At 70.2% G+C, this 6,067-nt stretch carries 5 protein-coding genes; 2 read left to right on the plus strand and 3 right to left on the minus strand.

The window, feature by feature from the left end; translation table 11 throughout:
- The coding region (locus tag IM632_RS10000; protein WP_296532073.1) for a hypothetical protein at positions 1-317 on the plus strand (317 nt) is incomplete at its 5' end.
- Here IM632_RS10000 and IM632_RS10005 read toward each other — a convergent pair.
- Positions 253-1,698, minus strand: coding sequence for a PAS domain-containing sensor histidine kinase (locus IM632_RS10005; RefSeq protein ID WP_296484607.1), 1,446 nt, complete (start codon positions 1,696-1,698; stop codon positions 253-255). The genes IM632_RS10000 and IM632_RS10005 overlap by 65 nt on opposite strands.
- 104 nt (positions 1,699-1,802) lie before the next feature.
- On the minus strand, positions 1,803-4,421 hold the full coding sequence (pepN, locus tag IM632_RS10010) for an aminopeptidase N (RefSeq protein WP_296484604.1): 2,619 nt from the start codon (positions 4,419-4,421) through the stop codon (positions 1,803-1,805).
- A 114-nt stretch (positions 4,422-4,535) separates the two neighbouring features.
- Between pepN and IM632_RS10015 the strand changes: the two genes are divergently transcribed.
- Positions 4,536-4,907: an EthD domain-containing protein gene (locus IM632_RS10015; protein ID WP_296484600.1), complete on the plus strand. Its 372-nt coding sequence runs from the start codon at positions 4,536-4,538 to the stop codon at positions 4,905-4,907.
- A 7-nt stretch (positions 4,908-4,914) separates the two neighbouring features.
- Here the strand turns inward: IM632_RS10015 and IM632_RS10020 are convergent.
- The coding region (locus IM632_RS10020) for a serine hydrolase domain-containing protein (protein ID WP_296552293.1) at positions 4,915-6,067 on the minus strand (1,153 nt) is incomplete at its 5' end.

Consider the following 6,067-nt stretch of genomic DNA (forward strand, 5'->3'; position numbering starts at 1 on the left):
GCGAAGCCGTTCGGGCCGATCTCATCCAGGCTCGCCGCGAGCGCGCGGCGGCTTGGCGCGCCTTGGCGAGGGGCGAGGTCAACGAAGCGGAGGCCGCGCGCCGGCTGGACATGGCCCGACGCCGAGAACTGGCCGCCCGCAGTCGGGTGGAGAATGCCGTGGCGGAATGGGCGCTGCGCCAGTCTCCCGAGGTCCGGGCGCGGATCGGCGAAGCTCTGGCCCGGGATGCTCAGCCCCGGGGACGATACCCGGTCAGGCCAGACCTTCCCGCGGCGCGTCCGCCCCCGGGTCCTCCGCAGGCGGCAGGAGAAAGCTGACCCGGGTCCCGTGGCCGGGGGCGCTTTCGATAGTCAGGTTGGAGCCGTGCATTTCCACGAAGGCCTTGGAGAGGGCCAGGCCCAGTCCGGTTCCCTGTGTGGTCTTCGACTGCTGGCTCTCGACCTGCTCGAAGGGCGCGGCCAGTCGCGGCAGGTCATCCGGATCGATGCCGATGCCGGTATCGTGGACCGTAAGGCGGATGCCGCCGGCCTCCGAGCGCGCGCGCACCGAGACCCGACCACCTGCCGGGGTGAACTTCACCGCGTTGGACAGGAGATTGAGCAGAATCTGCTTCACCGCCCGGGCGTCAGCCTCCACCTCGGGCAGGTCCTCCCCGACGTCGGCGATCAGCATGAGGCCGGACGTTTCCGCCCGGTTCCGAACCAGGCGAAGCGCCTCTTCCGCCAGCTGTCCCATGTCGAGGCGCTCCCGGTTGAGGGTCATCTTGCCCGCCTCGATCTTCGACATGTCGAGCACGTCGTTGATCAGCGCCAGCAGATGATGGCCGGAGGCCAGGATGTCGCCGACGTAGCCCTTGTAGGACGGCGCGCCGAGGGGCCCGAAGAGCTCCTGGGTCATGATCTCCGAGAAACCTATGATGGCGTTCAGCGGCGTACGCAGTTCATGGCTCATATTGGCCAGGAACTCGCTCTTGGCCCGGTTGGCCTCGACGGCGCGCAGCTTCTCGGTCTCGTACTTCCGGGCCAGCTCCGAAAGCTGTGTCTGGCTGCCCTCCAGGCGGCTGATGGCGTCGCGAAGGGTTTCCTCGTCACGGCTACGCTCGGCTTCCCGAAGCTTAAGGGCGGTGATGTCCACGGCGGTCATCACCAGTCCGCCGGACGGGGTGCGCCGTTCGTGGGTCTGCGCCCAGCGCCCGTCGCGGAATTCGATCTCCCGGACGCCGGTGGCGGCGCCGTCCGGTTTGAGGGCCTGACGGACGGCCTGGCGCGTCAGCCGGGCGAACTCGGTATGCGGTGAGTTGGGCTGCAGGGCTTCGGTGTCGAAGCCGAACATCCGGGCGAAGGCGGGATTGGCGGCCACCAGCCGGCCCTGGGCGTCCCAGCATGCGAAGGCCGAAGCCATGACCTGCAGGGCCTCGATCAGGGATTCCGGCGGCGCCTCCCCGGGCGGTGTCTCCCGGAACGCCTTGTTCCTGGCGCCGCGTCGGCCCAGCCATAGGCCGCCAACGCCGGTAAGGGCGCCCAAGGGGGCGGCCATCATCAGGATTCCGCTCCAGGCGGGTGCGGCGTCACGGAGGGTGATGGCGAGGCCTGCTGTCAGAGCGGAAGCGGTGAGGCCCGCCAGGACCAGGGACGCGGAGGTCCCGCCGCTCAGCGGGTCTGACCGCTCTATCCTTCCGAAATCGCTGACTGCAGACACCGCTGGAGCCCCCCGGTCAGACGGCCCCTTCGCCGCTCCGACTCACTTCTTCACCACGGAGATGGTGAACAGACTCCCAACGTTACCGATGGCCGGCGCCGAATTCAGCCGTCCAGGGCCCGCCCGACCAGTTCCAGGACGTTCCGCGACAGTCCGGGGGCGGCGGCGATCCGCTCCAGCTCGGACTTCATCTTCGCCCCCAGGTCCGGTCGGTAGCGGCGCCAGGATCCCAGGGGCTCCACCAGCCGGGCGGCGGTCATGGGATTGTAGCGGTCCACCGCCAGGATCTGGTCGGCCAGGAATCGGTAGCCGGACCCGTCCTCGGCGTGGAACCGTGCGGGATTGGCCGTGGCGAAGGTCGCCACCAGGGCCCGTAGCCGGTTCGGCGTCTGGGCGTCGAAGTCCGGATGGCGGGTCAGGGTGATCACCCGCTCCAGGGCCTCGGGCGAGGGATCCCGGGCCTGAAGGGCGAACCACTTGTCGATCACCAGGGGCTCGTTGCGCCAGCGGGTGTGGAAGTCCTCCAGGGCCGAGGCAAAGGCCGCGCCCCCCAGGGTCATCAGGGCGTTCAGGCCCCCGATCGCATCAGTCATGTTCCCGGCCGCCCGGTAGTGGCCCTCAGCGAGGGCCCGGATCTCGCTGAGGGGGTTGGCGGCCAGGGCCTCCAGGGCGGCGTTGCGCAGGGCCCGGCGTCCGGCGCTGGCGGCGTCCGGCGAGAACTCGCCGCCATCCTGCAGGCCGAGATGCAGCCGCTTCAGCGTCTCCTCGAGGTGAACCGCAAGCCGCAGGCGCAGGGCTTGCCTGGCTTCATGGATCGCCGCCGGGTCGGCGGGGGGCCGGGCGACGGCGAGGTCGGATTCCGTCGGCAGGGCCAGGAGCAGGGCCTTGAAGGCGGGCTCCGAGGCCTGGTCGTTCAGCGCCCGGCCCATGGCCTCGGCGAAGCGCTCCTCGCCCACCTCGTCCGGGGCGCCGGAGGCCCGCGCCAGGATCAGGTCCCGCGCCACCTCCTGGCCCGCCTCCCAGCGGTTGAACAGGTCCGGGTCGCCCGCCAGCTGGACGTAGCGGTCGCCGGGGCGGGCGTCCGATGACAGCTCCACGGGCGCGGAGAAGCCCCGCAGGGCCGAGACCACCGGCCGGGAGGTCACACCGGAAAGGGTGAGGCGCGTCTCCTCGCCCTCCAGCACCACCAGGGTCTCGTCCTGGGCCTCGCCGTCCCGGGTGAAGGCCATGGTCCGGCCCTCGGCGTCGAGCAGCCCCAGCCGGACCGGGACGGGCAGGGCGCGCTTGTCAGCCTGGCCTGGGGTGGCGGGCGTCCTCTGGGTGAGGGTGATCTCCAGCTCGCCCGTTTCCGGCGTCCAGCGCGAGGCCAGCCGCACCCGCGGGGTCCCGGCCTGCTCGTACCAGGCGAAGAAGGCCGACAGGTCCTGGCCCGAGACCTCGGCGAAGCAGGCGATGAAGGCCTCCACCGTGGTCGCGCAGCCATCCCAGCGCTCGAAGTAGAGGTCCATGCCCTTGCGGAAGGCCTCGGCCCCGATCAGGGCCTTCAGCATCCGGATCACCTCGGCGCCCTTCTCGTAGATGGTCGCCGTGTAGAAGTTGTCGATCTTCAGGTAGCTGGAGGGCCGCACCGGGTGGGCCAGCGGCCCCTGGTCCTCGGCGAACTGACGGGCCCGCAGGGCCTTGACGTCCTTGATCCTCTGGACCGCCTCACCGCGCATGTCGGCCGAGAAGCTCTGGTCGCGGAAGACGGTCAGCCCCTCCTTCAGGCACAGCTGGAACCAGTCGCGGCAGGTGATGCGGTTGCCCGTCCAGTTGTGGAAGTACTCGTGGGCCACCACGCTCTCGATGCGCTCGTAGTCCAGGTCCGTCGCCGTCTCGGGGTCGGCCAGCAGCAGGGACGAGTTGAAGATGTTGAGGCCCTTGTTCTCCATGGCCCCGAAGTTGAAGTCACGTACGGCGACGATCATGAAGAGGTCCAGGTCGTACTCGCGGCCAAAGGCCTCTTCGTCCCAGCGCATGGACCGTTTCAGGGCGTCCATGGCGTAGGCGGCCCGGGCCGACATGCCGGGATCGACGTAGATCTTGAGCTCCACCTTCCGGCCGCTGGCGGTGACGAAGCTGTCGACCAGCTCGTCCAGCTCGCCCGCCACCAGGGCGAAGAGGTAGCAGGGCTTGGGGAAGGGGTCGTTCCAGACCGCATAGCGCCGGCCGTCCGGCCCCCTGCCGGTCTCGACCAGGTTGCCGTTGGACAACAGGCGCGGCCAGGCGTCATCTGCGGTCATGCGCACGGTGAAGCGGGCGAGGACGTCCGGCCGGTCTGGATACCAGGTGAGGGTGCGGAAGCCCTCGGCCTCGCACTGGGTGCAGAACCGGCCCCCCGACATGTAGAGCCCCTCCAGGGCCTTGTTGGCCGCCGGGTTGATCTCGACCTCGGTCTCCAGGGCGAAGGCGTCCGGGACCCCCGGGATCGTCAGACTGTGGTCGTCGGCGGTGAACTCGCCCGGCCCCAGCACCCGCCCGTCCACGGCGACGGACAGGGTCTTCAGCCGCTCGCCATCCAGTTTCAGCGGCGCGCCCGCCGCGCCATTCCTGCGCAGGGACAGCCGGGCCCTCACCCGGGTCGCCTCGGGTTTCAGGTCAAAGTCCAGGTGGACCTCGTCGACCAGGAAGGCGGGCGGCGTGTAGTCGGCCAGGCGGATCGGGGCGGGGGTCTCTGTGCGCATGCCGCCGATTTAGGCCATCCGGGAGGCGAGGGGGAGGGGCGTAGCGCAAGGAAAGACTCGCCATCCGCGGCCTTCGCGTCCGAAATGCGGGGGACCCGCAAAGGATGAACCTCCATGATCAAGCTCACCTTCGCTCTTGTGCGCCTGCCGCACCTGACCCGAGAGCAGTTCCAGGACTACTGGTTCCACACCCACGGGCCCTTGGTGGCCAGCGTGAAAGACGTCCTGCGCATCCGCCGGTATGTCCAGCTACACTCCATGGACGAGGCGGTCAGCGACGGCATCCGCGCCCCCCGCAACGCCCCGCCCCAGTTCGATGGAGTGGCCCAGCTCTGGTACGACAGCCTGGAGGATCTGACCGAAATGGCGGAGGATCCCGCCGCCCGGGAGGCCGGTCGCCTTCTTCTGGAGGACGAGCGGAAGTTCATCGACCTGCCCAAGAGCCCCCTCTGGTGGGGCCAGGAAAGGGTCATCATCGGCGGGTGAGCCCGCCTCAGGCGCCCTTTTCCAGCGCTCTGAGCAGGGCCAGGACGTCCGGGTCGCCGAAGGGCATGAGCTGGGTCAACAGGACGCCCGCCTTGCCCGCCTCCGGATCGGCCCAGAAATAGGTGTTGAAGATCCCCGCCCAGTTCAGGGCGCCGGGACTGCGGCCCTCCTTCGTCGCCTCCGGGGTGACGACGGTGGCGAGGCCATGCCCGGTGTGCATGTCCGGATAGAGGTCGAAGTCGGTGGTCAGGACGCCATTGGCCGTCTTGAAGGCCCCGGCCCTCAGCGCGCCGGTCTGCACCTCGCTGAGCGACCGCACTGTCTCCGGCCTCAGCACCCGCGCCCCGTCCAGCTCGCCGCCGTTCAGCAGCATGCGCAGGAAGCGGATATAGTCTGGCGCCGTGCCATGCAGGCCGCCGCCGCCCGACAGAACCTCGGCCTCCGTCCCGCCCGGAGGGGTGGGCGCCGGGAAGAGAGTTCCCTCCACACGCAGGTGCGCCACGGCGCGGCGATCCGGGTCCACGGGGGTGAAGCCCGTGTCCGTCATCCCCAGAGGTCCGAGGATGTGCTCCCCAAGGTAATCGTCCAGGCGCTGGCCGCTGGCCGCCTCCACCGCCAGGCCCGCCCAGTCGATGCCGATCCCGTAGGTCCAGGCCTCGCCGGGATCATGCAGCAGGGGCAGGACATGGGCCGCCCGCGTCCCGCCATTCGGGTCCGGCGCTCCGGTCGCCGCGTGCCAGCGGGTCAGGTCCGGGCTCAGGAAGCCATAGCCGAAGCCCGAAGTGTGGGTCAGGAGGTCCCGCAGGGTCGGCGACCGGCGGGCGGGGCGCAGGCGCGGGGCGCCATCCTCCCCGAAGCCCTCCAGCACCTTCAGGTCCGCGAACTCGGGCAGGAGGCCCGACAGGTCGCCATCCAGGCTGAGCCGCCCGGCCTCAACCTCCCTCAGGGCCGCGACCGAGACGATCGCCTTGGTCATGCTGGCCAGCCAGAAGAGGGTGTCCTGGGTCATGGCCGCGGGCTCGCCCGCCTGCCGGACCCCGGCCTGCCGCGTATAGGTCACCCCGTCCCGGTCCGCCACGGCGGCCACCGCGCCCGCAATGCGGCCGGAAGCGACCGCCGCCTCCAGCGCCTTCTCGAAGCCTGCGTACACGCCCGCCTCC

Source organism: Phenylobacterium sp. (assembly GCF_020402505.1).
Classification (GTDB): domain Bacteria; phylum Pseudomonadota; class Alphaproteobacteria; order Caulobacterales; family Caulobacteraceae; genus Phenylobacterium.

Bases quoted from the DNA above. Each gene is read 5' to 3' on its own strand.
- pepN (WP_296484604.1), bottom strand. From the start codon at position 4,421: ATGCGCACAGAGACCCCCGCCCCGATCCGCCTGGCCGACTACACGCCG.
- IM632_RS10015 (WP_296484600.1), top strand. From the start codon at position 4,536: ATGATCAAGCTCACCTTCGCTCTTGTGCGCCTGCCGCACCTGACCCGA.